We start from the raw sequence: 26,277 nt of genomic DNA, 5'->3' as shown, positions 1-26,277 counted from the left end.
GCCGGTCGCTAGTATCAAGACATGACGGAACGCTCGGGGAACGCCTCCAAGAGTGCCAAGCCGGAGAGCCAGCGCCGAGCACGGCCCAAGAGCGAGGCGGGACGCCGCTCTCCGAAAAAGCCGGCGGACACCACCACGCGCCCCACGTCGCGGCGGGAACTGGTGGAGAACGAGATCTTCGAGCAGGCCGCCCGTCTCTTCGCGGAGCGCGGGTTCGCCGGCACGAACCTCCAGGACATCGCCGACGCAATGGGCATCACCCGGCCTGCGCTCTACTACTACGTGAAGAGCAAGGACGACCTGCTCGCCAAGCTCGTGGCCCAGATGACCGAAGCTCCCGCCGCGGAGATCGAGGCACTTGCCCAGGACGGCTCCCTCGACCCGGTCACGAGGCTGCGCAAGATCGCTCATCTCATCGCCTTCCAGCGGGCCGGCAACCCCAGCCGGTTCCAGTTGCTGCTCCGGTCCGAGGCGGACCTCCCGCCTGCCGCCGCCAAAGCGAACAGAGCCGGCCAGCGCGCCGCCCTGACCGGTCTCATGCACGTGATGGAACAGGGAGTCCTGCAGGGCCGGTTTCGGCCCGTCGACACCCGGGCGGCGGCGCTCGCCGTGGCCGGGATGTGCAACTGGGTGGCGTGGTGGCACCATCCCGGCGGCTCTCTGCACACCGACGAAGAAGCCGCCGAGCTGGTGGCCGACATGGCCGTGGCCATGGTGATCCGGCCGGACGACCGGATCCCCGAGGTCTCCGGTCCGAAAGCCGCGCTGGCCCTGCTCCGCCAGGACCTCGACTACCTGGAAAGGGTCCTCGACGCCTGACGCTCCGGCCGGTCGCACTGTGCGGTCACCGCGCCCCGTACCTGGTCCAGCAGGGCGCCGGGGTCGGGCGGCAGTGCCGCCCCACGCCAGGCGACGTGCTGGTCGGGGCGGGCGAGCACGAGAGCGTGCCGGTATCCCAGGTCCGCGAGATCGATGCCCTTCTCGACATCCTCGGCCGGGTCGACATTGATGACCCGGAGCGGCACGCTCCGCTCCGCGGCCGCGGCTGCCAACGGCGCGACGTCGACGTTATCGTCGAAGCGCAACAGTGTGAAGCCGTCCGGCAGGGCGTCGTACAGCGACTCTCCGTCGGCGAACCAGAAGTGGGGCAGCCGGGCGCCCGGCGCCGTGGAGGGCTGGTAGTCGCCCATCGTGAACGGCGGGGGTTCCTCACCGTCGTGCACGACGATCGGTGAAGTGCCGTACGCGTAGCCGAAGTTGAGCCCGGTGGGCACCATCGACCGGATGTTCGCGTCGCGCAATCGCTGCCCGAAGGCCCGGCGTGCCGCAGCACCGGCCGCGCTGTCCTCCTCGATGACCTCCGACTCGGTCTCCTGGAGCACCTCGACGAAGTTCGAGGCGAAGGCCGACACCTGTTCGGTGACCGGCCGCCGTTCGGCGTCGTGTGCGGTGAGGAGTGATTCCGGCGCCCACCCCTGGAGCACGGCGTCCATCATCCAGGCGAGGTTGGCCACGTCCGCGATGCCGGCGTTCATGCCGTAGCCCCCGTAGGGCACCCAGAGGTGGGCGGCATCCCCGCTGAGGAACACCCGGCCCACCTGGAAGGTGCCGGCGACCAGTCGGCGGCCGATCCAGTCCTCGTCGCGCACGGTCTCGTAGGTGAAGTCCGGACCCACTCCCAGCGCGTCGCGTAGCGCCTTGTCCAAGTCGAGGTCCGCGAACTCGCGCGTCGGCGGCATGAAGCAGTGGAAGTTCCACAGTTCCTCGCCGTCGATGGCGATGAGCGAGGACCAGATGTCGTCGACGATGAACCAGTTCATCCACGCCCGTGGGTAGTTGAAGCGGGACAGCAGATCCGGCGCCCGGAACAACCGGGTACGGGCCCGGGTGAGGTTGTCGTCACCGCGCAGGCGCAGTCCGAGCGCCTTGCGCACGCTGCTGGACGCGCCGTCCGCTCCGATCACGTACCGGCTGCGGATCTCGAGCTCCTCGCCGGTGTCCTCGCGCACGGCGTGCGAGATCACGTGGTCGTCGTGCTGCTCGAACCCGGTGAACCGGGTCTCGTGCAGCACCGGCACCTGGCTGAACCGCTCGCGCAGGTGACGGCGCAGGACCGGCTCGAGGTAGAGCTGGCTGACCCGTGCCGCGCGCTCGGGCGAAGGCAGGTCGCCGTCGTCGTAGCCGTGGTCGTCGAAGCGGTCACGGCGACAGGGCATCCGGAACCGGGTGAGTTCGTAGCCGGTGAGGCGGGTGGCGTAGACGCCGTCGTTCGGGAAGTCGTCGGGCAGGCCCTCGGCCCGGATGGCGTCGGCCACGTCGAGCCGGCGGTAGATCTCCATCGTCCGGGCGCTGATGTGGTTGCACTTGGCGCTGGCCGGGACGTCGGCGCCGCGCTGCTCGATCACCACGACGTCGTTGCCCCGGTGAGCGAGTTGCATCGCGGCGGTCAGGCCCACCGGGCCAGCGCCCACGACCAGGACCGCGGTCTCGATCGCCCTCGGCGCGTGGCCCGCGGCAGCGGGGGTGTCGCCGTTCATCGCGGAGTTCCTCACTTCCGGGCCTGCGCGACGAGCTCGGTGAGCGCCTCGTCGATTCCGGCGTCGCCGGTCACGACGCCGCCCTTGCCCACGAACTCGGGCTTGGGCTTGGCCTGCCACAGATCGGCGTCCTCCGGGGCAGCCGACATGAAGCGCGGCCCGCGGTAACCGGTCTCCGGGAACTGCTCCATGCCGAGCGTGTACTCCCAGAGCATCCCGTCGGGATCGGTGATGTAGAGGTGGACGCTGCCCGAGGTGGGATGCCGGCCGATGCCGAACGCGCGTCCCACGGCGTGCTCCTCGATCCGGTTGAACAGTTTGCCGATGTCGTCGATGGAGTCGACGAGGAACGCGAGGTGGTGGAACGCGGGGGCGCCGGTGCGGGTGGGCAGGTATCCGAAGCCGTGGTGGTCGCTCACCGGCCACGGCCGCATGAAGACGGAGGTGTAGTCGCCGACGATGTCGGATGCGAGAAAGCCCATGTTGTCCAGCAGGAACTGGGTGGAGCGCTGCACGTCCGGCACACCGATGCCGACGTGCGCGAACCGCTTGAAGGTCGTCAGGTCGCCCTCGAGCGGGCGGCTCAGGTACTCCATGCGCGAGTAGTACTCGAACTCGACGCCGTTGACGGGCTCGCGCACTCGGAAGGCGTCGCTGATCGACAGGCCCAGCGCGGCACGCTCCTCCGCCGGGACACGGCGAGGCTTCAGGCCGAGCTGCAGGAAGTGGTGGAACGCGCGCGTGACGTCGTCCTCGGTCTCCAGCTCCCATCCGGCCCGCACGAAGCCGGGCTCGGCCGCGGGCTGGAGCATCACCTCGTGGTGCCGGGGGCCGGATCGGTAGAACCTTTCCCCCGATGGACCCTCACCGGTGAAGGTGAGGCCGTAGATGCCGGTGGCGAAGTCGTGGGTGCGGGCGAGGTCGGTGACGTTGAGCGCGACGTACCCGGCTCGCTGGTAACGGAAGTCGGCGGTGGTCATGCGGAAGCCTCCTCGGGCGTGGTGTCGGAGTTGTTCTCGGTGTCGGCGCGGGTATCGCCGTACCGGGCGACCCCTGCGTAGAAGTCGAGGAGCGCGCGGTTGAAGTCCGCGGGGTTCTCGATGGTCGGGTAGTGGCCGGTGCCGGGCAGCAGCAGCACGTGGGTGCCGGGATAGTCGGCGCGCATCTCGTCGATGAACAGCTTCCGCTCGTGCGGGGTCTCGTCCTCGCCGAGCAGCAGCATCAGGGGCAGCCCCCGGTCGGACAGCTTCGCGGCGATGCCGGCGCGCCGCTCGCGGGACAGCTGAGGGATGGTGACGAACGCGGTGGGGGAGGTGAGCCGGTGGGCGGCGGCGAACGCCTCGAGGATGTCGGGGCTGCCCAGCACCTTCGGGCCCCAGAACTGCCCGGAAGCCAGCCGGTCCTGGTAGACCGTCATCATCCCCTCGGTGCGCGCCTGTTCGTGCATGCGCCGGAAGTTCTGCTGCGCCTTCTCCCCGAGGGCGTCGTAGGCCTTCTCGCGATCATCGTTGATGATCATGTACGTCGACGAGATCACGAGGCCCTTGACCCGGTCCGGGACCCGGTCGAACAGGTGCAGGGCGACGTTCGCGCCCCAGAAGGCCTGGCCGAATAGGTAGAACCGCTCGATGCCCAGCTTGTCGAGCAGGGCCAGCTGGTCGTCGACCATGTTGTCGAACGTGTAGAAGCCCGCCGCGGCGGCCTCGTTCTCCTCGTGCGTGGTCAGGCCGTGTCCGCGCAGGTCGGCCGCGACTGTGCGGTAGTGCCGGGACAACTCCGGGAAGTTGCGATCGAAACCCGTGATGTTCGACGTCAGGTTGTGGACCAGCAGCAGGTCTTCGCCCCGGCCCTCGTCCCGGTAGTTGATCTCGATTCCGTTGAGGGGTACGAGCGGCATCAGCGGTCTCCGATCCGGACTTCGGCACGCGTCACCGAGGCCGCGTACTCCTGGTATTCCTCCTGCAGCGCGGCCCAGGCTTCGCCGCCGAGCCGGCCGAGCTCGGCGATGTGGTCCGGCACGAGGTGGTGCGGTGGGCGGTGCGGGCCGGCGCGGAGGAAGCCGGCCACGTTCATCCGCCCCTTCTCCAGGGCGATGTTGTGCGTCTGGAACGTGTCCATGTCGCCGTAGGCGATCGTGGGCAGTACCGCCGCACCGATCTGGTCGTTCAACCTCCGGGCCAGGGTCCAGTCGCCGGTGCGCTTCGCCTCGGCCACCCGCTCCCGCAGGGCGATGGCCGGCGCCGGCCCGCACGAGGCGCTGCTCGACCAGAACGCGACGGCCGAGTCCGGGTCGATCCGGGCGGCGGAGTAGAACTCCGCGTCGATCGGCATCAACCGGATCCGGCCGGCACTGGCCTCGAGGTCACGCAGGTAGGTCGCGGCCCCGGCGGTCTTGGCCATGACGACCTGGGGGATGTCGGCGACCTGGGCCCAGAACGTGGGCGAGAAGCCGAACTTGAAGACGCCGGGGTTGGCATAGACGCAGATCGAGATTTCGGGCACGGCCTCGGCCACGTCACGGAAGAACTGCGCGGCCGTGGCGGTGTCCGGCCTGTTCCACATCGGCGGGCCGATCATGGTTCCGTCGACACCGAGATCGCTTGCTTCCCGTGTTTGCCGGATGGTCTCGCGCGTGCTCAGACTCGACGTCCCGGCGAACACCGGTACCCGGCCCGCGGCGGCCTCGACCATCGTGGTGATGAAGGTGCGCTTCTCGTCCCAGGTGAGTGTGGCGGTCTCGCCGAGCGTGCCGAGACTGAGAATGCCGTCGATCCCGGCCTCGACGAGGGCGTCGACCGCCCGTGCCGTCTCGTCCACGTCCACCGTGTTGCTCGCGCGCCAATCGGAAGCGTCGTCCGTGGCGGGTGTCGGGATGATCGCCCACGCACCGCGGATGTCCGCGGCCGTGAGGCGATCTCTGAGTTTCGTCATCTTCGACCAGGTCTTCCTGTACGCAGGCGCGGGGTCCGCACCACAAATTTGTCGTCTATGTAGAAAGTTAGACGCGTGAGTTGAGCGCGTCAACGATGATCACCGTGCCGACCGCCACACTCGTTTGACGCTTGGTACGAAAAATTGACGGTAAGGTTGAACTCGGGTCTGTGCTGTGTCTACACTCCGAGCGCCGAGGCGGCCGATCAGAACGGAGTGAGCCCATGACGACGGAGTCCGAGGTGCTGACCAGGACCGAACGCGCACAGCGGTACTTCCGTGCGGAGTACGGCCACTTCATCGGCGGCCAATGGACGGAGGGCAACAGCGGACGAACGATTCCCGTCACCAACCCGGCCGATGGAACGTTGCTGTCGACGATCCAGGCAGGCGACGCGGCGGACGTCAACCGCGCGGTGGCGGCCGCCAAGGCCGCCTTCCCCTCCTGGTCACGTTCTCATCCGATGCAGCGCCAGGCCGTGCTGGCGGAGATGGCGCGCCGGTTGACGGCCCGCATCGACGACTTCGCGATGATGGAGACCCTCGACAACGGGAAACCGATCCGCGACTCCGCCGGGTTCGACCTGCCCGGCACGGCGGCCGTCTACGACTTCTACTCGACGACGCCGCTGCACCTGCGCGGCGAGACCATGGACTTCCCGGACGCCGTCTCGCTCGTCCACCGTGAGCCCCTCGGCGTGTGCGCCGCGATCGTGCCGTGGAACATCCCGATGTACTGCACGGCGCTGAAGCTCGCGCCGGCGCTCGCCGCCGGCAACACGGTGGTTCTCAAGCCCGCCGAGTCGACCTGTCTGGCTGTCCTCGAGTTCTTCGCCGAATGTGCCGACATCCTGCCTCCCGGCGTCGTCAACATCGTGACCGGTTACGGTCCCGAAACCGGCGAGCCACTGGTGACCCACCCCGACGTCCGCAAGGTGTCGTTCACCGGCTCCAAGCCAACGGCCCGCAAGATTATGGGGTACGCGGCGGTGAACATCGCCCCGCAGACCATGGAACTCGGCGGCAAGTCGGCGAACATCATCTGCGCGGACGCGGATCTCGACGCGGCGGTCGAGGGTGTCGTGATGTCCACGGTCTTCAACAAAGGCGAGGTCTGCATCGCCGGTACCCGCACCTTCGTGCAGCAACTGGTCATGGAAGAGTTCCTGGAGAAGCTGAAGACCGTCCTCCACGGCGTGTCGCAGGGCGATCCGACCCTGCCGGAGACCCAGCTGGGCCCGCAGGCCAGTCAGGTGCAATTCGACAAGGTCAAGTCCTACCTCGAACTCGGTCCGCAGGAGGGCGCGAAGGTGCTGACGGGTGGGGCTCCGGCGAGGATTCCTGGGCTGGAAAAGGGGCTCTTCATCGAACCGACCATCTTCACCGAGGTCGAGAACGACATGCGGATCGCGCAGGAGGAGATCTTCGGACCGGTCACCTGCGTCCAGGCCTGGACCGACGAGGAGGAGGTCCTCCGCCTGGCCAACGAGACGCCGTACGGCCTCGGAGGCGGAGTCTGGACCCGTGACCTCGGCCGGGCCCACAGGTTCGCCCGCGAAATGCAGACGGGCTCGGTCTGGATCAACCGGTACTACAACTTCGTACCGGGCCAACCTCTCGGCGGCTACAAGGAAAGCGGCTTCGGGCGGGAGAACTCCTTCGAGACGCTCCTCCACTACACCCAAGTCAAGGCAGTCGTCATCAACCTCGCCGAAGGACCGCTGGGAATCTACGGTTCAGCACCAGCGGCGATCTGACGCGAAGTTGTCCGCGCAGCGCTTTCGGGTACGGCGCAGGCACAGTTGGTGTCGTTTGCCGCTGCGCCTGGACATCAGGCGACGCGGGGTGTGGTCGGGCCGAGATCCACGACCTGCTGGTGTTGCCGGTGTTCTTCGGCCAGGCCGCAGGCAAGCGGATCGAGAAACTGCCAGATCGACACGTTCCTGGCCCATGCCTCCGAGCGCGGGCATGCGCTGATCGACCGGGTTGACGCCCCAGGCGACGCAGAGCGCGAACCGCTTCTCGAACGCCGCGGCGCGGGGTGCGTAGTAGTCGCCGAGGAACCAGGGCTACGATTCCGATCCGGCTGGTGTCCACTTCGGACCATGTTTCGCGTGTCGAGCCGATGCCCCGTCGTCGTTCGCGATCAATGTACGCATATGTAGTGTCGGATTTCGGTGCGGCTCGGCAACCCTCGGCGGACGCCGGCGTGTGCCGGCTGGCGTACAGCCGCCGTGCGGCGCTATGGTCATCATTGCCCCATGGACGATTGGTGGGACGACAGGGCCGACCTCATCCGCCCGTGACCCACACCCGGTGCCCGCCGCGCTTCCACCCGGCGGGCACCGGGTCACTTCCCTCGCTGTCGTCCGGCTGCTGATCAAGGTGATGCGGTGAAGGGAGCAGGCGGACCGCGCGAGATTCCCGCTGCGCTCGTCACAGTGCGCTCTTGTCACCGTGAGGCCGGGCGGTCGTCCCGTGCTCCACGATCGCGCCCACCCCGGATGTCGTGGTCGTCGGACGACTGTCAGGGTCACTCGCGGGTGGGAATGCTCGGCTTGGCCGATCTTCGGCTGACCCGGTGGGCACGACGGATCTCCCCAGGGCAGGCCCCCTGGGGAGATCTGTTCGTTGTCACTGCCGGCGACCGGGGAAGCCCTTGACGAGGTTGAACACCAGCCCGTAGTCGGCCATGGTGATCAGGAGCCGGCTGGCGATGGAGCCGTCCGGGTTCCGCCAGAACCCGGTGAACGCGTTGCCAGGGCTGTCCTGCGCGTTGTTCTCCAGCATCCAGTCGAAGCGCTCACTCAGCTGCCCCCAGTTGTTCTCCATGTCGACGAGCTGCGACGGGATGTTGGTGTTGAACTGCCAGTTGTCCGCCGACCGGTCGGCGAACCCGCCCCAGCCGATCGTGTCCGAGATGCCACGGAACCGCGTGGCTTCCGAGATGAACTGCACCAGCACGAGCAGCGCCTGCCCGATGAGTTCCGGGTGGTTGAAATCGGCGTTCCAGAGGTTGTCCGCGGAAGCGCTGACGACGTCCTGGTTGAACCGCGCTGTGTAGCGCGAGCGCCACTGGCCGGGGTTGCCGAGGTTCGCCATCCGTTCGATTCCGTCGTAGGACGGCGTGTCCAGGGCCTGGTGGATGTTGCTGCCGCCCGGGCCGTTGGCTTCGGTCCAGTTCCCGAGGTACTGGTACGTGCCATTCCGGTCGAACCAGCCGAGGACGTACATGTCGGAGCGGCGCAGCCGGATGCGAACCTGATGGCCGTTCCGGGACCCGACGACGACGTCCAAGGAGCCGCTGCGGTTCCACGGGTCGGTGTGATCGATGGTGTTGCTGGAACCCGGCACATAGTTGTTGTAGACGTTCATGGAACGACGGATCGCGTTGATGAAGCCGAAGTAGTCCCACCGGCTTCCGTTCCACCAGAAGATCGGGGTCTGGTCCTGGACCAGCTTGATGCTCGGGCTGCTCTGGCTGCTACCGGGGACACCGCCGGCCTGCACCGTGGGTGTGGCCGGGATGTGGACCTCGGAGACGAGGGTCGCTACGGCGAGCGTCGCCGCCAGGAACGTCGTGGGGAGGAGCCTGCGGAACGCCCTCGCGGGCGCGGGCTTCTTGACGGAGGTGACCGCCGGTTCGGCGGCCGTCGTGACGTCGGGGTGGGACATGGTTCTCCGAACTCTCCAGCTGTTTGGGACCAGAGACCGATGTCTGCCTCTGGAAGCGTCCGGGACTGACGCTTGTGGACGGCATTGACGATGCGAGCCTGGGCAGGTCGAAACAATGGGGACGCATTTCAGTGGGTAGCTGCGCCCAATAGATGGGCAGAACCGATGACGCCTGCCCAGCCCCGATTACTGCACGTGACCGACCGGGGGCAGGGTGCCCGCAAAGGACGGTGATGCGGAGGCCGACCGGCAGTTCCTCGTCGAGAACTCCCGCATGCCGCTGCTCAGCCGAGCACCAGCGCACCAGGTCACAGCTCACCGACGGTGACAAGTCGTATCCGGCCTCTTTCAGTCCATTGAGGATTTCGGTGCGGCCGCGACCGTCGTGGGGGCGGATGCCGTGCATGAGCACGATGTCGCCGGGTTTTGACCCGATCAGGGACGGATTGGGCCACTTCCCACTGTCGCGGATCCTCCAGCCGAGGGTGTCCACACTCCGCATTGCCGCCGGCCGGTCCACGACGCCGCGTACCGTGTCGTTGATGGCTCCGTACGGGGCCGGACGAGCGCGGGTTTCCGTCCGACTCCGGACCTGCCTGCGCGGGGCAGGGTGAATCGTCTCCGTCGCCGTGTCCTCCGGCTTCCGGCCAAGGTAGCTCGCCACCTTGCTGCCGACGAGTACCTGAAGTCTCGCCGACCGTCTACACCAGTTGGCCGGACTTCCGGACCTGGATCTACGACACGGCTCGCGGCGTGGCTGCGGGCGTGTAGTGCAGGTGCGCCGCGCCCGGTCCGCACCGCCCGGGCCTGGTGGTGCTCCTATGAGGCAGCAAGCGCCGTCGGCCTCTGGAACGATCCAGACGATGCGGGTCATGCGCAGGCCGAAGGCAATGGGAAACGGATTTGAGTGGGTAGTATGCGCAAAAGATGGGTATGCGGGAGGGCGGTGACACGGTGGATCGGAATGCCGGATTTGGCCGGGGTTTCGCATTCGTCGGCCGCCGTCACGAACTGGGGCAGCTGGTCGACGCCGTCCGGCGCGCGCCGGCCGTGGTCGTGGTCGAAGGCGATGCCGGCATGGGTAAGTCCCGGCTGGTGCGTGAGGCCACCACGATCCTGGGGCGGGAGGGGTGGCGGGTGGTGACCGGCTTCTGCCACCCGCTGCGCGAGCCGTTGCCCTACGGGCCCGTGGTGGAGGCGCTGCGCAAGGTCGGCCCCTGGCTGCCGGGTGCCGAGCTGCCGCCCACAGCCGGTGCGCTGGCACCGCTGCTCCCGGACCTCGCCGGCCTGCTGCCGCCCGCACCGTCGACACCGGACGATCCGGGCGTCGCCCGGCACCAGCTGATCCAGGCCGTGCGGTCGGTGCTCGCCTCGCTCGGCCGGGTGATTGTGGTCGTCGAGGACCTGCACTGGGTCGACGACGCCACCCGCGAGCTGCTCGTGATGCTCGCCCGCGACCTACCCGACCACCTCGCCCTGGTGCTGACCTGGCGCGCCGAGGAGCGGTCCTGTGTGCTCGGTGGCGCCTGCCGCCCCACGGTGATCCGGCTGGCGCCGCTGACCGAGAACGACGTCGCCGAGCTGGCCGGGGCCGTGCTGGGTGCCAGGGCCACACCGGAGCTTTGCGCTGTGCTGCACCGCCGCAGCGAGGGGTTGCCGCTGGTCGCCGAGGAAGATCTGCTGACCTTCCGCCACCAGGCGCGCCAGGACGCCGCCGCGCTGGAGCACGCCGACGTGCCACTAGGACTGCGCGCGGCGATCACCGAGCGGCTCGTCGCCCTGTCACCGGCCGGGGCGGCGGTGGTCGACGCGGCGGCCGTGCTCGCCGTCCCCGCCACCGAAGCCCTGCTGGCGGAGATCGCCGGGCTGGATCCCGAGCAGGGCGCTCAGGGCATCATCGACGTACTGGACGCCGCCGTGCTGAGGGAGGTCGGCACGGGCCGATACGGCTTCCGGCACGTGCTGGCGCAGCAGGTCGCCTACCGGCACATCCCCGGCCCGCGTCGCATCCGCCTGCACCGGCGGGCCGTCGAGGTGTTCGAGACCCACGATCCGGCACCGCTGGTGCAGGTCGCGCACCACACGCTCGCCGCGGGTGACCACGAAACCTGGCTCGTGCGCGTGGAACAAGCGGCCGACCAGGCCGTGGCGCTCGGTGACACCGGCACCACCGCCACCCTCCTGCGCCAGATCCTGAACCGGCAGGACATCGGCGCCGACCGGCGGTCCAGGGCCGCGCTCGGGCTCGCCAGGATTGCCAGTGCCGGCGTCGACTACGCCGCGACCGCCTCCGTGCTCACCGCCGTGCTCGCCGACTACCGGCTGCCGGAGGAGGTCCGCGGCGAGATCCGCCTCGGTCTGGGGCTGATCATGCTCAACCTTGCGGGCGACCCGGCGGGTTTTTGCGAGCTCGAACGCGCCGTCGACGAGCTGGGCACGCTCCCGCACAAAGCGGCCAGAGCCATGATCGCGCTGGCACTGAACGAGTACGACGGTGCCGCCGCGCACGCGTGGGAGTGGCTCGACCGGGCCGAGCAAGCCGTGTGTGACAGCACTGATGAGCTGGCCCGGACAGACGTCCAGGTCACCCGGCTCATGCTGATGGCCAGGGCCGGCGATCCGGCCGTGTGGCCGCTGGTGGACGGGCTGCCGCGCCGGGACGCGGCCGAGCCCGTGCTGCGTCGGATGTGCCAAGCGCTGTACAACCTCAGCGAGGCGGCCCTCCAGCTCGGCCACGACCGGCGCGCCCGCGCCCTGATGCTGGAGAGCCAGGAGCTGGCCGCCCGCACGGAGAACGCCCCGCTCGAGTGCCTCACTCGGGTCAGGCTGCTGCGCGCGGACTGGCTGGCGGGTCGCTGGGCCGGTCTGGACGAGCAGTACGACGTGCTGTGCCGGGCCTACCCCGACGTCCGGCAGGCCGACCTCGACCGCGTCCTGTATCGGGGACATCTCGCGCTCGCCCAGGGCAGACACTCCCAGGCGCTTGAGCACTTCGCCGCCGCCGGGCGTGGACGTGAGACGTCCGAGGCGGACGTGAGCATGAGCATCGCCGCCGGCCTCACCGCGGTGCGACTCGCACAGAAGGACCCGCGGGCGGCATGGGCGAGCGCCGAACCAGCGGTGACCATGCTGCGCCGGCTCGGCAGCTGGACGCGAACCACGGGCCTGGTCTCGGTCGCGGTCGAAGCCGCACTGGCCGATGGACACCGCGAGGAAGCCGAGCGGCTCGTGGCCGATGCCGCACGCGGTGTACGGGGCCGGGACGCTCCCGCTGCCACGGCCGAACTCGAGCTCGCCACCGGACTGCTCGTGCGGGACAGCGCACCGGCCACCGCCGCCGAGCACTTCGCCGCGGCCCGCGCCACATGGCAGGACATCGGCAGGCCCTACCACGCGGCACAGGCCGCGGAACACCTCGCGAACGCCTTGGCGCCCTCCTGCCCCGAGGACGCGGCCACGCATCTCACCGACGCCGCACGTGTCCACACCGGACTCGGCGCGATCGCGGATGCCTTGCGCTGCCAGCACACTCTGCGTGCGCTGGGGGTCGAGGAATCAGGCCGGCGCGGACGCCGGGGGTACGGCGACGAGCTGTCACCCCGCGAGCTGGAGGTCGCCGAACTCCTCAGCCGCAGTGCCACCAACTCCGACATCGCCGAGACCCTGTTCCTCTCGCCCCGCACGGTCGAGAAACACGTGGCTCGAATCCTGGCGAAGCTGGGCACGGACCGCAAGGGCGTCCGCACCTCCCTGTCTCGTCCGGACGACCCCGCCCACGCCTGAATGGTGTCAAGCGAGTACCTCGCGGGTTTCGGACTTCCGGCAGGGTGTCAAACTGGTGGCCGTGGACAGTTCCGTTGTCGAGTGGTTCGGGGCCCGGTGGCACGGTCTCGGCGGACGCAGCCGGGAGCTGATCGTCGATGCGGCGGTCACCGGGATCTGCGTCACGCTGGGTGTCGTGCTGACGGCCGGGACCGAAGAGGCGTGGTGGAACGCCGGCGCGGCCGCCTTGCTCGGGGCACGGCGGAAGGCGCCCTCGGCGGCGCTGCTCGCGATCACGGGGAGAAAAATAAGGGCTGTCGCGGACGGTGTTTCGGCGAATCCCGGCTCGGGGAGCGCGGGTAAGTCGAACTTTATCGGCCGGTGCGGGTGGTGGTACTCGACGAAGGTAGGAGCCCGTGCGCAGGTCTCAGCGTCTTCTCAGTCGTGGCGATTCCGCCGTATCCGGTCCTACGCGAGATCCGCATCGGCCTGGTGGCTACGGCTTTCCAGCCAGGTGACTGGAAAGCATGAGACGCCGGGCTCGTTTCTTGGTCCCCTGCTTTGCTCGGTCATCGGAAGTCCTTTCAGGAATGCGGCAGGAAGTTGAGCAGGACGCCGGAGAGCAGGACGACGTAGGCCAGCAGCGTGACGATGTGGGGGGGGGGCAACCAGGATCCGTTCCCGTGGACGTCCGCAGACGTCGCCCACGCCATCGATACATTGGGTGCTCTTGGCGAGCAGTGGTCCACATTGGACCCGAGGCCGTCTCCGACGAAGAAACGCGGCCCCACTTCGAGCAGACAGAACCAGCCGTGGCCGCCGCGCTGACGACCTGTCCGATCGCCTACGCCGCGGGGGCCACGTCACCGGCTCAGCCGGCAGGCATCGGGAACGTGCGACGTCTCCGAGCCAATACGCGCTCTCCTTCGGCCGGCGAGCGAAGGTCTGACGGTCGACCGCGACGAGACCGAAGGTCGGCTCGAATCCGCCTGACCACTCGTAGTTGTCGAGAAGTGACCAGTGGAGGTAGCCGCGCACGTCGATACCGTCTGCCAGGCACGTGTGCACGGCGCGCAGCGCCCGGTCCATGAACGCCACCCGTTTCGGATCGTGGGTGGTGGCGATGCCGTTCTCGGTGAGCAGGATCGGCTTGCCGCCGCTGACTCGGTGAACCCGCCGGATCGTCCCCGTCGAGAGCTTCGGGGTAGAACTCCCAGCCGACTTGCGTCGTGTCGTCGGTTTCCGCAAGGCCGTTCTTGCTCTCGGGGTGCAGGCCCGGTCCGCGTTCCCCTTCGGGGCCGAACCGGATGCGCGTGTAGGTCTGCAGCCCGACGAAGTCGTCCTCCTGGGCGGCTTCGATGTACCGTTCGCTGATCAGTGCGTTGAGCTCCCACTCGGTTTTGCCGGGTGTCGCGCCGTCTTCGTACTGCATGTCCTGAAGGGCGAGGGAGACTCCCACCGGCATCGAACCGTGGTCGTGAATGGCCTTGACTCCCAAGTGGTGGGCGGTCAGCACGTTGTCCGCGACGCGGTGAGCTAGCTCGCGGTCGCCCACGATGCCGGGTGGGTGGATGCCGAGGACGTATCCGGCATCACCGGCTCCCTCCGGTTCGTTGATCGTGACCGCCCAGCCGATGAGATCGCCCAGAGTCCGCGTGATGTGGGTGCAGAAGCGCTGAAAGAGCTGTGGGAAATCGTCGGCCGCGAAACCGCCGCGCCGCTGCAACCAGAGTGGCAGCGTGAAGTGGTTGTAGGTCACTACGGGCACGATGCCGTGCTCGTGGCAGGCGGCAAGCACGCGGCGGTAATGTGCCGTCTCGGCCCTGGAGAACATCCCTTCGGCCGGCTCGAGCCGCGGCCACTCGACGCTGAACCGGTAGGCGTTCAGCCCGGAGCCCGCGGCCAGACCGATGTCCTCGGGGTAGCGATGGTAGGAGTCGCAGGCGTCTCCCGACGGCTCGTGCACCGGGGAACCCGGGCGGTGCTCGAACTCCCACCAGTCCGAGTTGGTGTTGTTGCCCTCGGTCTGGTGTCCCGCGGTCGACGCCCCGATGAGGAAGCCGTCCGGGAAGCGAAGCGGGCGCTTTCCCTGTGCGGGTGCGCCCGGGTTGTCGGACATCCGGTGAGTGCCTTTCCATCCGGCGACTGATCGGAGCTTTCCGAGTTCGAGGTAACGCTAGCTACCTCTGTACGTACGTCAACTACTGTTGCACATTCGTTCGTCGAGAGGCGGGGCCGTAATCGCCGCTGGTGATGCTACGGCTGCCCGCTGAGGTCGGTCGCGACAACCCGGTTGCGAAGCTCACCGAGACCGCTCACGAAGGTGACGACCTCGTCCCCGGACGCGAGGAACACTTGCGGTTCGCGGGCGTTGCCGATCCCGCTGGGGGTTCCGGTGAGGATCACGTCGCCGGCCCGCAGGGTCATGCCCCAGCTCAGTTCGGCGATGATGCGCTCGAAGCGGAACGCGACCTGGCGCGTGGAGGCCTCCTGCAGGACCTCGCCGTTCAGGGTGCAGCGCACAGTGAGGTCGTACGGGTCCGCGACCTCGTCGGACGTCGTGATCCAGGGGCCCAGCGGCATGGTCGCGTCGATGCTCTTGCCCTTGAGCCATTGGCCGCCGTGGCGGCGCTGCAGGTCGCGCTGGGACACGTCGTTGGCGACGCACAGGCCGAACACGTGCTCCCAGGCCCGCTCTTCCGGGATGGACCGGCCGTCCTTGCCGATGATCAGCGCGACTTCGGCTTCGTAGTCCCACTTGGCCGAGATCGCCGGGTCGAACGCGATGTCGTCGTGCGGGCCGATCACCGTGTCCGGGCCCTTGGTGAAGAACGTCGGGTGCTGCGGCCGGTCGACCGGGTCCTGGCCCTCGCGTTTGCCCCGGGATTCCTCGAAGTGGTCCCAGTAGTTCCAGCCCGTGCACAGGATGTCGCGGTTGAACCGGCGCAGCGGTGCGACGATCTCGACCGCGTCCAACGTGACGCGCGTGCCGTGGCGCAGGTCCACCAGGTCGCCGCGGACGACGTCGTCGAGCGTCGGGGCCGCGGCGGGCAGGATCGTCACCGTGCCTTCCTCCGGCTCCACCGCGCCGAGGTGGTCCCTGCCGTCGACGCGGACCGTGGCCAGCTTCATCGCGCGTCCTCCGGGAGGACGGCGATCGCGTTGATCTCGATCAGGTAGTCCTTGTTCACGAACTTCGAGACTTCGACCATGGTCGACGCGGGGGCCACGCCGGTGAAGTACTGCCGGCGCACGGCGTGGATGGCGTCGAAGTCCTCCATGTTGCGGACGTAGACGTCGACACGCGCGATGTCGTCGAGCGTGCCGCCGGCGGCCTTGACCGCGGCTTCGAGGTTCTGGCACACCTGGTGGGTCTGGGCGCTGACGTCGCCGACGCCGGTGACGCCGCCGGTGGCGTTGCGAGCGGTCATGCCGGAGATGAAGACCAGCCGGCCCGCGCGGGTCGCCTGCGCGAAGTGTCCATTGGGGACGGCCAGGTCCGGGGAGACGATTTCCTGTTTGGGCATGGGAGTTCCTTCAGCGGGCGTCGGCGGGGTCGTCATACCAGTCGGGCTGGGCCGGGTAGTGCGGGCCGTCGTAGATCTCGAGCAGCACGGACTCCTCGTCGGCGTGCGTCGGGCCGTGCTCGGATCCCTTGGGGTTCCAGTAGAAGGCGCCTTCGGTGAGGGTGATGCCGGTCGGCACGTACGTGTAGCGGCCCTTGAGGCAGAACATGAACTGGTTCGACGCGTGGGCGTGCCGGGACGGAATGCCCGCGCCCTTCCGGAACCGGACGAGCGCGATCGACGCGCCGGTCTCGTCGTCGCGCCAGAGCATCTTGTGGGACAGGCCGTCCAGGGTCTTGTCGATCCAGTCCAGGTCGTGGGTCTGGACGAGGATCTCCCGGAAGCGGCTGAGCGCGCCAGGCTCACCCACGCGGGCGCGGTCGGCGGCCTCGCCGGAGTACGCGGCGGGGGTCGAGAGGTTGGTCGTCATCGGTTCTCTCCCAGGTATTTCAGCTCGATCAGGCGGCTGCGGTAACGCGTCGGCCCGACGTTGACGAGGGTCTGGACGCCGCCGGGCTCGCGGTACCGGACGTCGCCGGGTGCCTCGGTCTCCACCGGGCCCGGCCCGTCGGTGGTGTCGATGCGGGTGTCGGAACCATCGAGGGTGATCACGACGTGCGGGTGCCGGTGCCGGTGGCCCGCGAGCGAGGCGCCCGGGTCGAGGACGATTTCCCACGCCCGCACCAGGTCGGTTTCGAACACGACGTGGTGGCCGACCGGCTCGGCGGGCACCGGGGCGACTCGTTCGCCGAGGTCGAGCAGCTCGACGAGCCGGTTGCGGTACCGTGTCGGGCCGATGTTGGTGAGCATGTGGACGGGCGAGGTCGGCCGGAAGATCACGCCGCCGACGTACTCGTTCACGAACCGGGGTGGCGAGCCGTCGAGCCAGTCCATCCGCCCCGGCGAGGCTTCGAGATTCACGACCAGGTACGGGTGGTGGTGCAGGTGCCACGGCTGCGACTCGCCGGGCTCCAGGGCCACTTCCCAGACGCGCACGTGGTCGTTGGCCAGGAGTTCGGTTTGGCCGATTTCGGCGAGCACGACCGGCGTTCCGTCCGGTGCGTGCACGGTGGTTCCCGCGGTCACGTCAGGGCTCCTTCCGCCGGGACCCGGCCGGTGATCCGCGCGTGGGCGGCACCGAGCGGGTCGACGTCGATGGTGGGGTCGAAGGCGGCGATCGCCGCCACGTGGCCGTCCGGCCGCAGCAGCACCGCCGTGTCCGGCCCGACGCCCAGCCGCCGCATGGCTCGTGAACCGGGGTCGAACAGGGCGCGGTCGCGCAGGGGCGAGTCCAGCGGGGCGTCCCACCGGCTGACCACGAGGCGGCGCAGTCCGGGCGTGTCGTCGGCGGGTAGCCGCGGGTTGCGGCGCGCGTCGGTGAAGTACAGGCCGACGAACGTGTCGGCGCAGAGGTCGTGCGCGTGGACGGCGCCGTCCGGGCCGAACAGGCGGACGTCCGGCAGCCGGTCGCCGGCCCGCAGCGGGCGGGGTGTCTCGCCGGTGGCGATCATCGACCAGTCCCCGGTGCCGTCGACGTCGAGGCGGACGCCGAGCAGGGAGCGGGTCACCGCGACGCCCCAGCCGCCGCCGGCCATCGCGGACACGCCGTCGTCGCGGCGGTCCATGTAGGCGCGGGCCGCTTCGGCCATCTCGCCGGAGCCGCGGACCGCGACCGGGGCCTGCTCGCGCTCGTAGCCGTCCAAGAGGGACTCGTCGGCCCAGCCGCGGAGCACCCACGCCAGCCGCCAGGGCAGGTTCGACGCGTCGAGCACGCCGGTGTTGAGGCCGAGCGCCCACATCGGGGTGATGAGGTGGGCGGCGTCGCCCATCAGGAAGACACGGCCGGCGCGCCAGCGGTCGGCGACCCGGTGGTGCACCGGGTAGATGTTGGTGCCGAGCACGCGCAGCCCGTCGACGTCGCCGATGAACCGCTTCGCCTTCGCGGCGAGTTCGGCCCGGTCCGGCTCGGGCGCGCCGGGTTCGAGGGGATACAGGAACCGCCAGCAGTGCGGCTGCCGGACGAGGATCATCCACTCGGCGGGGTCACCGAAGTAGGCGAGGTACGGGTAGTCGCGCGGATTGGCGACGTCGAGGTCGGCCTCCAGGTCGACGAGCATGTACCGCTGGTCCAGCGTGTGGCCTTCGACGGTGATGCCGAGCTGTTCGCGGGTCTGGGACCGGCCGCCGTCGCAGGCCAGCAGGTACCGCGCGGCCACTCGCCGCTCACCCGTGGGCGTGTCCAGGCGGAGCGAGACGTGGTCGTCGTGCTGGTCGAAGCCGGTCATCCGGTGTCCCATGTGGACAATACCGGGGGCGAGTTCCTCCAGCCTGCGGCGGAGCACGGGTTCGAGGTGGTGCTGCGGGATGTTGACCACGAACGGGAAGCGCGTGTCGTCGCCGAGAAGTCCGGTGTGGACGCTTGCGCGGGCGGTACCGGTGGCGCGGTCGATGTCGCCGATCTCGTCGATCCGCAGTGACGCGCGCAGCACGTCGTCCACGGCGTCGTAGCGGTGCAGGACTTCGAGGGTGCGGGTGAGCACGGTGCCCGCCTTGGTGTCCAGCGAGAGCGTCTCGTCTTCTTCGAACACCACGACCGGGATGCCGTAACGGACCAGCCCCAGCGCCGTGATGAGACCGATCGGACCGCCGCCGACGACAGCGACCGGCAGGGATTCCTGTCCGCTCACAATTCCTCCTGCGCGAATGCCCGGTCGCGGGTCAGCGTGGAACCGGTCATCGTGGCCGCGTCCGAGAGCAGGAAGAGCAGGCAGCCGACGACGTCCTCGGGGGTGCCGATCCCGGTCGTCGCGGCCCAGTGCTCGCGCTCGCCGCCGGCCGGGTTGGCGGCGCGGAACTGGGGTGTGTCGATCACGCCGGGGAAGATCGTGTTGACCCGCACGCGGTAGTCGGCGACCTCGGCGGCCAGGGACTTCGCGAACGACGTCAACGCGCCCTTGCTCGCCGCGTAGGCGGAAGCCTGGGCGCGGCCGGCGTGGGCGAGCCCGGAGGAGAACACCACGATGCTGCCGGCCCGGCGGGCGATCATGCCGGGCAGCACGGCCTGCGCGCTCCAGACGACGCCGTCGAGGTTCACGGCCAGGGTCTGCCGCCACGTGTAGGGGTCCATGCCGACGACGTCGCAGCGCGGCTGGATCGCGGCGCCCGCCACCAGTGCGTCGATCCGGCCGTGCCGGAGCAGGACGGTGTCGACCGCGTCCCGCACGCGCTCCCGGTCGGAGACGTCGACGCGGTGCTGTTCGATCCGGTCATGGCCGTCGAGGTCCGGGGCGTGGACGACGTCGAAGACGATGGCGGTGCCGCCGCGCTCGGCGAAGGCGCGGGCGGTGGCGGCACCGATGCCGTGGGCGCCACCGGTCACGACCAGGACCTCGTCCTGGGCGTCGAAGGTGGATTCATGGCTCCTCCTGAAGGGGTCAGCGGTGGCGGAGCAGGCGCTGGGCGACCAGGTGACCCGAGCCGCCGCCGAGGCCAGGACCGGGGTGGGTCGAGGCGCCGATGTGCCAGAGGCCGGGCACCGGCGTGGCGTGCCGGGCGCCGGCAGGCGTCGGGCGCCAGAGGAAGTTCTGGTCGAGCTCGGCCGAGCCGCCGTACGGATCGCCGTGGACGGCGTTGACGTTCTGGGCGGCCAGGTCCACCGGCGTGACGACGTCGATCGCGCGGACGAGGTCCGTCAGCCCGGGGGAGTGGGCGGCGACCCGGTCGAGCACGCGCCGCGCGAACGCCCGGGCCAGCTCGGGCGTCCAGCCGCCGGTCGTGTCCAGCTCGCCGGCGGCGTCCCCGGCCGGGGCGAACGGCACCTCCTGCAGCTGGAGCCACAGGGCGGCCGCGCCGTCCGGGACGCGGGCCGGGTCGAGGACGTCCTGCCTGCCCACCACGACCGTCGGTTTCGCCGGCAGCAGCCCGGCTTCGGCCTGGGCGCAGGCGATCCCGGTGCTCGCCGAGCCGTCGGAGAGATGGATCAGCGGGACCTCGGCGAGCCGGTCCTCCCGCCACCGCGGCGGACCGGACAGAGCGACGTGGATCTGCATCGCGCCACGTCCGTAGCGGAACCGCTCGGCCTCGCCGGTGAACCGGACGTCGACCGCGCCGGGTGGCAGCAGGTCGCGGACCAGCGCGGTCGGGGTGCACGACGCCAGCACCGTCTTGGCCTTCAGCCGGCGGCCGCCGGCGATGACGCCGACGGCGCGCTTGCCCTCGACGAGGATGTGCTCGACCTCCGTGCCGGTGTGGACTTCGACGCCGAGTTCGGCGAACAGCTTGCCGAACGCGTCGACCAGCCGGGCCGAGCCGCCCGCGACCACCGGCAGGCCGAAGCCGTGCATGGTCGCGGCGAGCACCGGGACCATCAGCCCGCCCCCGGCGTGGTCGGGGGACAGCCCGGCGTGCAGCAGCCACGGCGTCCACAGGTGGTCGACCTCGGGCCCGCGGAACTCGCGGCGGCAGAACGACCGCCCGCTCGTCACCGCGTCACGGAGCAGCCGCGTCCGGCGGGCCAGCTTCGCCCCGGCCCGCAACGCCGCCACGGACTTGAGCTCGGACGCCATCAGCGTGCCGAAGGGTTCCGCGATCTCCAGGAATCCGTTCAGCGCGGCCAGGTACGTGTCCCGGTCGCGGCCGTCGGCGAAGCGGGCGGCGGTGCGCTCGGGGTCGCGGTGGGCGTAGGTCGTGCGGCCGTCGTCGGCGACGCTGGCGGTCACCCAGCCGTCGGTGTTGCGGTACTCGAGGCCCAGCCGGTGCAGGTCGTCGCCGAGCGCCGCGTAGGCGGGGCCGGAGACGAACAGCGGGTGCCACGACGAATACGTGTCGTGCACGTAGCCGGGCAGGGTGCGTTCCTCCGACGCGATGAAGCCGCCGAGCGTGTCGTTGCGCTCGGCCACCGCGACCGACCAGCCCTCCCGGGCCAGCTCGGCGGCGGCGACCAGGCCGTTGATGCCGGAGCCGATGACGACGGCGTCGTACTCGTTCATCGCGCCCCCACCTCCTCCGCCAGCGCGGCCCGGACCGCCGGGGTCAGCCGGATGCCTTCGGCCCGCGCCTGCTCGTGCCGCAGGGCCTCCAGCTCACCGGGCAGGTAGACGCGGTCGTGCCCCGGCGCGACCGGCGAGGCCGCGAGCCGGTCGGCGAACGTCCGGATCCGCTCGGGGAAGCCGTCGCCGAAACAGGCGGGGTCGAGCGCGAGGAAGAAGTGCGCGCAGTCGTTGGGTACGGCCGTGTCGGCGTAGAGCCCGGCCACCTCCGGGCCCGACGCGCCGCCGGACAGGACGCCGGTGAGGACGTCGACCAGCACGGCGAGGCCGTAGCCCTTGGGGCCGGCTGCGGGCAGGAGCATCCCGGCGAGCGCGGCGGCCGGGTCGGTGGTGGGGACGCCGTCGGCGTCGGTGCTCCAGGTCGCGGGGATCGTCCGGCCGTCGGCCGCGGCGAGCCGGATCTTGCCGAGCGCGGCTTCGGACAGGGCCATGTCGAGGACGATCGGCGCGCGACCGGGAACCGGGGCGGCCAGGGCCAAGGGGTTGTTGCCGACGACCGGCGCCGCGCCACCCGGGGCGGGCATCAGCGGCCGGGTGTTCGCGGCGGCGATCCCGATGCAGCCCTGCTCGGCGGCGGCGAGGACGTACCGGAAGGCGCCGCCGAAATGGAACGCGTGCCGGACGGTGACGGCGCCGATGCCGTACCGTTTTGCCTTTTCCACCGCCAGCCGCATCGCCTGGTCGCCGGTGAGCTGCCCGAGCGCGTTACGACCGTCCAAAGTGGCCACCGCACCGACGTCGGAGACGACGACCGCGGTTTCCTCCGTGCTGACCGAGCCGCGGCGGATCCGCTCGAGGTACATCGGGACGAGCATCGTGCCGTGCGAGGGGATCCCGCGGGCATCGGCGTCCACAAGGGACTCCGCGACGACGCGGGCGGCGTTCGCGGACAGTCCCGCGGCGGCGAAGGTCCGGCCGATCTCGCCGGTCAGCTCCTCGATCGGCACCGGGTCGGTTGCGTCCACCGTGCACCTCGCTCCTTCGTCGGCCGGGTCGTTCCGGCAAACGGTAGGAGCGCGGAGAACGGGCGGCTATCCGCTCAGCGAGGCCGTTAGCCGCGCAGCGTGGCCGACGGCGATTCGCCGAACCGCTGCCGGTACTGCACCGAGAACCGGCCCGCGTGCAGGAAACCCCACCGCACGGCGACCTCCGTGACGTTCGTCCGGGCCGGGTCGGCGAGCCGCAGCTCCTCGTGGACGCGCCGCAGCCGCACCTCGCGCAGGTGGTTCATCGGCGTCGTGTCGAGGAACCGCCGGAACCCCTCCTGCAGCGCCCGCACGCCGAGCCCGACCGCCTCCGCGACGTCCTCCACGGTCAGCGGCTCGGCCGCGTGCGCCTCGATCAGCTCGACGGCCTGCTTGATCACCTTGGGCGCGCTCGGCAACGGCTCGCGGTGCAGCACCGAGCTGTAGTTGTTCGGCTGGGCGAGCAGGAGCTGGCTGAACAGCAGCCGCTGCAGCTCGGTCATCGCCAGCGGCTCGGCGGGGATGCCGCCCTCGGTGTCGACCTCGCGGCGCAGCAGGTCGACGACGTTGCGCCACGACCGCACGGCCTGCTGGGACATGTCCATCCCGAGGTCGAACCGCAGCGGCCGGACCAGGGGCCTGCCGAGCATCCGGCTCAGGTGCTCTTCGAGACCGGCGCGGTCGATCCAGACGATGAGCTGCGGATTGTCCGCGCCCCACCGCATGACGAGGTCCTCGTCGGGCGCCGGGACCGACGCGGTCAGCGGGTCGGATACCACGGACTCCTTGCCGCAGGTGATCTCGGCGCGGCCGGCCAGGGGCATCTGGACGAGGAAGAAGTCCTGCAACTGCCCGGGCGCGATGCGGACCTCGGCGCCGTAGTCGAGGTAGTGCAGCCCGACCTGCCCGAGCCGCACGGAGTGGAAGCGCGCGTCGACGCTGCGGTGGCCGTCGAGCGGCACGAGCTGGTGCGAGCAGAAGGCACGGGCCACCAGCTCGCGCGCTTCGTCGACGTCGCGGGTGCTGAGGTGCTCGCCGTGCGCGAGGGGCAGGGCGGCACCCGGTTCCGCCTGGTCGGTCATGGGTCACCTCCGCTGACCCGTAACTATCCGCTTTCCGGGCGCCCGACGCGACAGGTGACCGCGCAAAACGCACAGTGGCCGCGCCGGACGGATAGCTGAGGCCGTCGTCACAGACCTACCTTCCCTGGCAACCCGGACACAGGGAGGTGCCATGCAGGGACTCGCCGGACGGACCGCCGTCGTCACCGGCGGCGCGACGATCATCGGCCAGGCCGTGGTGCGCGCGCTGCACACCGCCGGCGCCAGGGTCGTCATCGCCGACATCGACGACGCCGGCGCCAAGGCCGTCGCCGACGAACTGGGTGACGACGTCGTCGCCGTGCCCACCGACATCACCGACGACACGGCGATCGGCCGGTGCGTCGAAACCGCGGTCGACCGGTTCAGCGGCATCGACATCCTGGTCAACCTCGCCTGTTCCTACGTCGACGAGGGTGCGGACTCGACCCGCGCGCAGTGGGCGCAGGCCCTGGACGTCAACGTCGTGAGCGCGGCGATGTTCGCCCAGGCCGTCCGCCCGCACCTGGCCACCCGCGGCGGCGCGATCGTCAACTTCACGTCCATCTCCGCCAAGGTCGCCCAAACCGGGCGCTGGCTCTACCCGGTGAGCAAGGCCGCGATGGTCCAGCTGACCCGGAACATGGCCCTCGACCTGGCCGGCGACGGCATCCGGGTGAACTCGGTCAGCCCCGGCTGGACCTGGTCGAAGGTCATGGACGAGCTCACCGGCTCCGACCGCGCCCGGACCGACCGGGTCGCGGCCCCCTTCCACGTCCTGCGCCGGGTCGGCGACCCGGAAGAGGTCGCGAACGTCGTGGCCTTCCTCTGCTCCGACGCGGCGTCCTTCGTCACCGGAGCCGACTGGGCCGTCGACGGCGGCTACTCGGCGATGGGCCCCGAACAGGCCGTCCCGGCCATCCCCCAGCTCAGCGACCCACGGAGGTAGCGATGCGCACGATCACCATCGTCGGCGCCGGCCAGGCCGGGCTCCAGCTCGGCATCGGCCTGCTCGACCACGGCTACGACGTCACGATCGTCTCGAACCGGACCCCGGACGAGATCCGGGCCGGCAAGGTCATGTCCAGCCAGTGCATGTTCGGCGGCGCCCTCGCCCGCGAACGCAGCCTGGGCCTCAACCGCTGGGACGACGCCTGCCCACCGGTCGAGGGCATCTCGTTCACCGTGCCCGACGGCAGCGGCGGCAAGGCGATCTCGTGGGCCTCGCGGCTCGACGTGCCCGCGCAGTCGGTCGACCAGCGCGTGAAGATGCCCGCCTGGATGAACGAGTTCGAGCTGCGCGGCGGCAAGCTCGACTTCACCGACGCCGGCGTCGAGCACCTGGAGAGCTACGCACGGTCGTCCGACCTGGTGATCGTGGCCGCGGGCAAGGGCGACATCGCGCGCCTCTTCGAGCGCGACACCGAGCGGTCGACGTACGACGCTCCGCAGCGGTCGCTCGCGCTCACCTACGTCACCGGGATGCGCCCGCGCGAGGAACACTCCGCCGTCTCGTTCAACCTCATCCCCGGCGTCGGCGAGTACTTCGTCTTCCCGGCACTGACCACGAGCGGGCCGTGCGAAATCATGGTCTTCGAAGGCGTCCCGGGCGGCCCGCTGGACTGCTGGCGCGACGTCCGTTCCCCCGCCGAGCACCTCGAGACGTCCTTGCGGCTGGTCCGGCAGTTCCTGCCGTGGGAGGCCGAACGCTGCGGCGACCTCGCCCTGACCGACGACAACGGCGTGCTCGCCGGCCGCTTCCCGCCCACCGTCCGCAAGCCCGTCGGCGTGCTGCCGTCGGGCGCCACCGTGCTGGGGCTGGCCGACGTCGTCGTGCTCAACGACCCGATCACCGGCCAGGGCTCCAACAACGCGAGCAAATGCGCCACGTCCTACCTGTCCAGCATCCTCGAACACGGCGACCGGCCGTTCGACCGCGAGTTCCAGCGGCAGACCTTCGAGCGGTACTGGGACTACGCGCAGTACGTCGCCGGATGGACGAACGCCCTGCTGGCCCCGCCCCCGCCGCACGCGCTGGAGCTGCTCGGCGCCGCCGGGGCGCACCCGCGGATCGCGCGCCGGTTCGTCAACGGCTTCGACGACCCGCGCGACTTCTTCCACTGGTTCATGGACCCCGCGCTCGCGCAGGGCTACCTGGCCACCGTCGCGGCCTGACCCGGAGGACTGCCATGACCGCCATGACGGAGCTGCCCGTGACCCGCGAGTTCGGCCCCCGCGAACTGCGTTCGGCCCTCGGCCGGTACGCCACCGGTGTCACCGTGATCACCGCCTGCGCGCCGGGCGGGCGCCGGATCGGCGTCACCGCGAACTCGTTCACGTCGGTGTCGCTGGAGCCGCCGCTCGTTTCGTGGTGCCCGGCCAAGCGCGCACCGAGCCTGCCCGACCTGCAGCAGGCGACGCACTTCGCCGTCAACGTGCTCGCCGCCGACCAGCACCACCTGTCCGGGCAGTTCGCGACCGGCGCTCCGGACAAGTTCGCCGGCGTGGTGGTGCAGGAGGGCCTCGGCGGCGTGCCGCTGATCGACGGCGCGCTGGTCCGGTTCGAATGCCGGACCGTGCGCTGGGTCGACGCCGGCGACCACCTGATCTGCCTCGGCGAGGTCGAGCGCTTCGACACCGGCGACGGCGAGCCCCTGGTGTTCCACGCCGGGGCGTACCACGTGGCCGCGCGTCACCCCGAGTTCTGAGGCGGT

General features: G+C 70.1%; 22 protein-coding genes and 1 pseudogene. 6 read left to right on the top strand and 17 right to left on the bottom strand.

Annotated elements, in window-relative coordinates; all coding sequences use genetic code 11:
- Nucleotides 1–21 precede the first annotated feature (21 nt).
- Nucleotides 22–819: a TetR/AcrR family transcriptional regulator gene (locus tag BLW76_RS32155; RefSeq protein ID WP_244170421.1), complete on the top strand. Its 798-nt coding sequence runs from the start codon at nt 22–24 to the stop codon at nt 817–819.
- Here BLW76_RS32155 and BLW76_RS32150 read toward each other — a convergent pair.
- The 4 genes from BLW76_RS32150 to BLW76_RS32135 are packed head-to-tail and all read right to left on the bottom strand — an operon-like array spanning nt 792 to nt 5,468.
- Nucleotides 792–2,537 (bottom strand): FAD-dependent oxidoreductase, encoded by a 1,746-nt coding sequence (locus BLW76_RS32150; protein ID WP_091314500.1) that lies wholly within the window; start codon nt 2,535–2,537, stop codon nt 792–794. The two genes, BLW76_RS32155 and BLW76_RS32150, sit on opposite strands and share 28 nt — an antisense overlap.
- A gap of 11 nt (nt 2,538–2,548) precedes the next feature.
- Nucleotides 2,549–3,517: a VOC family protein gene (locus tag BLW76_RS32145; protein ID WP_091314497.1), complete on the bottom strand. Its 969-nt coding sequence runs from the start codon at nt 3,515–3,517 to the stop codon at nt 2,549–2,551.
- Nucleotides 3,514–4,434, bottom strand: a complete 921-nt coding sequence (locus tag BLW76_RS32140; RefSeq protein ID WP_091314496.1) for an alpha/beta fold hydrolase — start codon at nt 4,432–4,434, stop codon at nt 3,514–3,516. The genes BLW76_RS32145 and BLW76_RS32140 overlap by 4 nt, the downstream gene beginning before the upstream one ends.
- Entirely contained in the window at nt 4,434–5,468 is a 1,035-nt protein-coding gene (locus BLW76_RS32135) for a dihydrodipicolinate synthase family protein (protein ID WP_091314494.1), read from the bottom strand. Before BLW76_RS32135 ends, BLW76_RS32140 begins: the two co-directional genes overlap by 1 nt.
- Before the next feature lie 131 nt (nt 5,469–5,599).
- Here BLW76_RS32135 and BLW76_RS32130 point away from each other — a divergent pair, with 131 nt between their 5' ends.
- Nucleotides 5,600–7,225, top strand: a complete 1,626-nt coding sequence (locus BLW76_RS32130; protein ID WP_244170420.1) for an aldehyde dehydrogenase family protein — start codon at nt 5,600–5,602, stop codon at nt 7,223–7,225.
- An 877-nt stretch (nt 7,226–8,102) separates the two neighbouring features.
- On the opposite strand, the gene BLW76_RS32125 is transcribed toward BLW76_RS32130, so the two are convergent.
- The gene (locus BLW76_RS32125) at nt 8,103–9,143 is read right to left on the bottom strand and encodes a ribosome-inactivating family protein (protein ID WP_091314490.1); all 1,041 of its coding nucleotides are present in this window, start codon (nt 9,141–9,143) and stop codon (nt 8,103–8,105) included.
- Nucleotides 9,144–10,097: 954 nt separating this feature from the next.
- Between BLW76_RS32125 and BLW76_RS32120 the strand changes: the two genes are divergently transcribed.
- A complete protein-coding gene (locus BLW76_RS32120; RefSeq protein WP_244170419.1) occupies nt 10,098–12,926 on the top strand; it encodes a helix-turn-helix transcriptional regulator in 2,829 nt (942 codons plus the stop codon).
- Between the two features lie 6 nt (nt 12,927–12,932).
- Here BLW76_RS32120 and BLW76_RS48025 read toward each other — a convergent pair whose 3' ends face one another.
- From BLW76_RS48025 to BLW76_RS32070, 12 genes and pseudogenes are all read right to left on the bottom strand, one after another.
- Complete coding sequence (locus BLW76_RS48025) at nt 12,933–13,202, bottom strand: hypothetical protein (protein WP_143060725.1); 270 nt, start codon at nt 13,200–13,202, stop codon at nt 12,933–12,935.
- A 171-nt stretch (nt 13,203–13,373) separates the two neighbouring features.
- Entirely contained in the window at nt 13,374–14,153 is a 780-nt protein-coding gene (locus BLW76_RS50025; RefSeq protein ID WP_244170697.1) for a family 1 glycosylhydrolase, read from the bottom strand.
- Between the two features lie 250 nt (nt 14,154–14,403).
- Nucleotides 14,404–15,024: pseudogene (locus BLW76_RS50020) on the bottom strand (family 1 glycosylhydrolase); the annotation flags it as partial.
- Between the two features lie 137 nt (nt 15,025–15,161).
- The gene (locus BLW76_RS32110; RefSeq protein ID WP_091314485.1) at nt 15,162–16,037 is read right to left on the bottom strand and encodes a fumarylacetoacetate hydrolase family protein; all 876 of its coding nucleotides are present in this window, start codon (nt 16,035–16,037) and stop codon (nt 15,162–15,164) included.
- Entirely contained in the window at nt 16,034–16,432 is a 399-nt protein-coding gene (locus tag BLW76_RS32105; protein ID WP_091314484.1) for a RidA family protein, read from the bottom strand. Before BLW76_RS32105 ends, BLW76_RS32110 begins: the two co-directional genes overlap by 4 nt.
- A 10-nt stretch (nt 16,433–16,442) precedes the next feature.
- The gene (locus tag BLW76_RS32100; protein WP_244170418.1) at nt 16,443–16,901 is read right to left on the bottom strand and encodes a cupin domain-containing protein; all 459 of its coding nucleotides are present in this window, start codon (nt 16,899–16,901) and stop codon (nt 16,443–16,445) included.
- Entirely contained in the window at nt 16,898–17,557 is a 660-nt protein-coding gene (locus BLW76_RS49305; protein ID WP_208613437.1) for a cupin domain-containing protein, read from the bottom strand. Before BLW76_RS49305 ends, BLW76_RS32100 begins: the two co-directional genes overlap by 4 nt.
- A complete protein-coding gene (locus tag BLW76_RS32090; protein ID WP_208613436.1) occupies nt 17,554–19,158 on the bottom strand; it encodes an FAD-dependent monooxygenase in 1,605 nt (534 codons plus the stop codon). The genes BLW76_RS49305 and BLW76_RS32090 overlap by 4 nt, the downstream gene beginning before the upstream one ends.
- The gene (locus BLW76_RS32085; protein ID WP_208613435.1) at nt 19,155–19,850 is read right to left on the bottom strand and encodes an SDR family NAD(P)-dependent oxidoreductase; all 696 of its coding nucleotides are present in this window, start codon (nt 19,848–19,850) and stop codon (nt 19,155–19,157) included. The genes BLW76_RS32090 and BLW76_RS32085 overlap by 4 nt, the downstream gene beginning before the upstream one ends.
- A gap of 55 nt (nt 19,851–19,905) precedes the next feature.
- Nucleotides 19,906–21,459 (bottom strand): phytoene desaturase family protein, encoded by a 1,554-nt coding sequence (locus BLW76_RS32080; RefSeq protein WP_091314482.1) that lies wholly within the window; start codon nt 21,457–21,459, stop codon nt 19,906–19,908.
- Nucleotides 21,456–22,484 carry an Ldh family oxidoreductase gene (locus BLW76_RS32075; RefSeq protein WP_208613434.1) on the bottom strand — a complete coding sequence of 343 codons (1,029 nt, stop codon included), beginning with the start codon at nt 22,482–22,484 and terminating at the stop codon, nt 21,456–21,458. Before BLW76_RS32075 ends, BLW76_RS32080 begins: the two co-directional genes overlap by 4 nt.
- An 86-nt stretch (nt 22,485–22,570) precedes the next feature.
- Nucleotides 22,571–23,566: an AraC family transcriptional regulator gene (locus BLW76_RS32070; RefSeq protein WP_091314479.1), complete on the bottom strand. Its 996-nt coding sequence runs from the start codon at nt 23,564–23,566 to the stop codon at nt 22,571–22,573.
- 151 nt (nt 23,567–23,717) lie between these two features.
- Between BLW76_RS32070 and BLW76_RS32065 the strand changes: the two genes are divergently transcribed.
- From BLW76_RS32065 to BLW76_RS48890, 3 genes are read left to right on the top strand one after another with little or no spacing between them, the layout of a single operon-like run.
- Nucleotides 23,718–24,512, top strand: a complete 795-nt coding sequence (locus tag BLW76_RS32065; RefSeq protein ID WP_091314478.1) for an SDR family oxidoreductase — start codon at nt 23,718–23,720, stop codon at nt 24,510–24,512.
- 2 nt (nt 24,513–24,514) lie between these two features.
- Nucleotides 24,515–25,738 carry a styrene monooxygenase/indole monooxygenase family protein gene (locus BLW76_RS32060; RefSeq protein WP_167384803.1) on the top strand — a complete coding sequence of 408 codons (1,224 nt, stop codon included), beginning with the start codon at nt 24,515–24,517 and terminating at the stop codon, nt 25,736–25,738.
- 14 nt (nt 25,739–25,752) lie between these two features.
- The gene (locus tag BLW76_RS48890; RefSeq protein ID WP_208613433.1) at nt 25,753–26,271 is read left to right on the top strand and encodes a flavin reductase family protein; all 519 of its coding nucleotides are present in this window, start codon (nt 25,753–25,755) and stop codon (nt 26,269–26,271) included.
- The last annotated feature ends 6 nt before the right edge of the window (nt 26,272–26,277 follow it).

It is taken from the genome of Amycolatopsis tolypomycina, from assembly GCF_900105945.1.
Lineage (GTDB): Bacteria > Actinomycetota > Actinomycetes > Mycobacteriales > Pseudonocardiaceae > Amycolatopsis > Amycolatopsis tolypomycina.
This window is presented reverse-complemented; position numbering and strand designations above follow the sequence as displayed.

Coding starts and splice junctions, on each gene's coding strand:
- BLW76_RS32155 (WP_244170421.1), top strand. CDS start 22: ATGACGGAACGCTCGGGGAACGCCTCCAAGAGTGCCAAGCCGGAGAGC.
- BLW76_RS32060 (WP_167384803.1), top strand. CDS start 24,515: ATGCGCACGATCACCATCGTCGGCGCCGGCCAGGCCGGGCTCCAGCTC.
- BLW76_RS32135 (WP_091314494.1), bottom strand. CDS start 5,468: ATGACGAAACTCAGAGATCGCCTCACGGCCGCGGACATCCGCGGTGCG.
- BLW76_RS48890 (WP_208613433.1), top strand. CDS start 25,753: ATGACCGCCATGACGGAGCTGCCCGTGACCCGCGAGTTCGGCCCCCGC.
- BLW76_RS32070 (WP_091314479.1), bottom strand. CDS start 23,566: ATGACCGACCAGGCGGAACCGGGTGCCGCCCTGCCCCTCGCGCACGGC.
- BLW76_RS32125 (WP_091314490.1), bottom strand. CDS start 9,143: ATGTCCCACCCCGACGTCACGACGGCCGCCGAACCGGCGGTCACCTCC.
- BLW76_RS32100 (WP_244170418.1), bottom strand. CDS start 16,901: ATGACGACCAACCTCTCGACCCCCGCCGCGTACTCCGGCGAGGCCGCC.
- BLW76_RS32110 (WP_091314485.1), bottom strand. CDS start 16,037: ATGAAGCTGGCCACGGTCCGCGTCGACGGCAGGGACCACCTCGGCGCG.
- BLW76_RS32145 (WP_091314497.1), bottom strand. CDS start 3,517: ATGACCACCGCCGACTTCCGTTACCAGCGAGCCGGGTACGTCGCGCTC.
- BLW76_RS32150 (WP_091314500.1), bottom strand. CDS start 2,537: ATGAACGGCGACACCCCCGCTGCCGCGGGCCACGCGCCGAGGGCGATC.
- BLW76_RS32140 (WP_091314496.1), bottom strand. CDS start 4,434: ATGCCGCTCGTACCCCTCAACGGAATCGAGATCAACTACCGGGACGAG.
- BLW76_RS32105 (WP_091314484.1), bottom strand. CDS start 16,432: ATGCCCAAACAGGAAATCGTCTCCCCGGACCTGGCCGTCCCCAATGGA.
- BLW76_RS32065 (WP_091314478.1), top strand. CDS start 23,718: ATGCAGGGACTCGCCGGACGGACCGCCGTCGTCACCGGCGGCGCGACG.
- BLW76_RS32080 (WP_091314482.1), bottom strand. CDS start 21,459: ATGAACGAGTACGACGCCGTCGTCATCGGCTCCGGCATCAACGGCCTG.